Below are 397 nucleotides of genomic sequence, written 5' to 3'. Positions count from 1 at the left end.
CCTTACAACTTCATCTTTACAAAAGGCTAATACATCTTGTTCCAATCGATAGCCGGGAGGTAGCTTCAGACCTTTGTCCTTAATCAAAGTGACTACGTCCTCACTGGTCCATTCTATAGATGCATCACTTTCAAATGATTCCCCCTCACTGCATGCATCTTCTACCTCTTCGAGGTCCATTGGCTGGTTGTCTTGATCCTCAACCTCTGTCTCCTTAGTGACAGCTTTTGGAAGCTCCACTCTACAGGCCGCTTTAACTTCATTAGCTGCAGACCACTTACCAATGTTTTTCAGGTTGAGCTCATCAGCTATTTCATAGGGACTTTTGCCGTTTTTTATTTGCTCTGATAAAAACTGCTCCATGGCACTGTCATAATCTTTAGTGTCTGCAGTGCAT

The 397-nt window shown here is 43.3% G+C and carries 1 protein-coding gene; it reads right to left on the bottom strand.

The window, feature by feature from the left end; translation table 11 throughout:
* Positions 1 to 397, bottom strand: a 397-nt coding sequence (locus WG89_RS31525; RefSeq protein WP_172806962.1) for a hypothetical protein, incomplete at both ends; no start/stop codon positions are given.

Source organism: Endozoicomonas arenosclerae (assembly GCF_001562015.1).
Classification (GTDB): domain Bacteria; phylum Pseudomonadota; class Gammaproteobacteria; order Pseudomonadales; family Endozoicomonadaceae; genus Endozoicomonas_A; species Endozoicomonas_A arenosclerae.
This window is presented reverse-complemented; position numbering and strand designations above follow the sequence as displayed.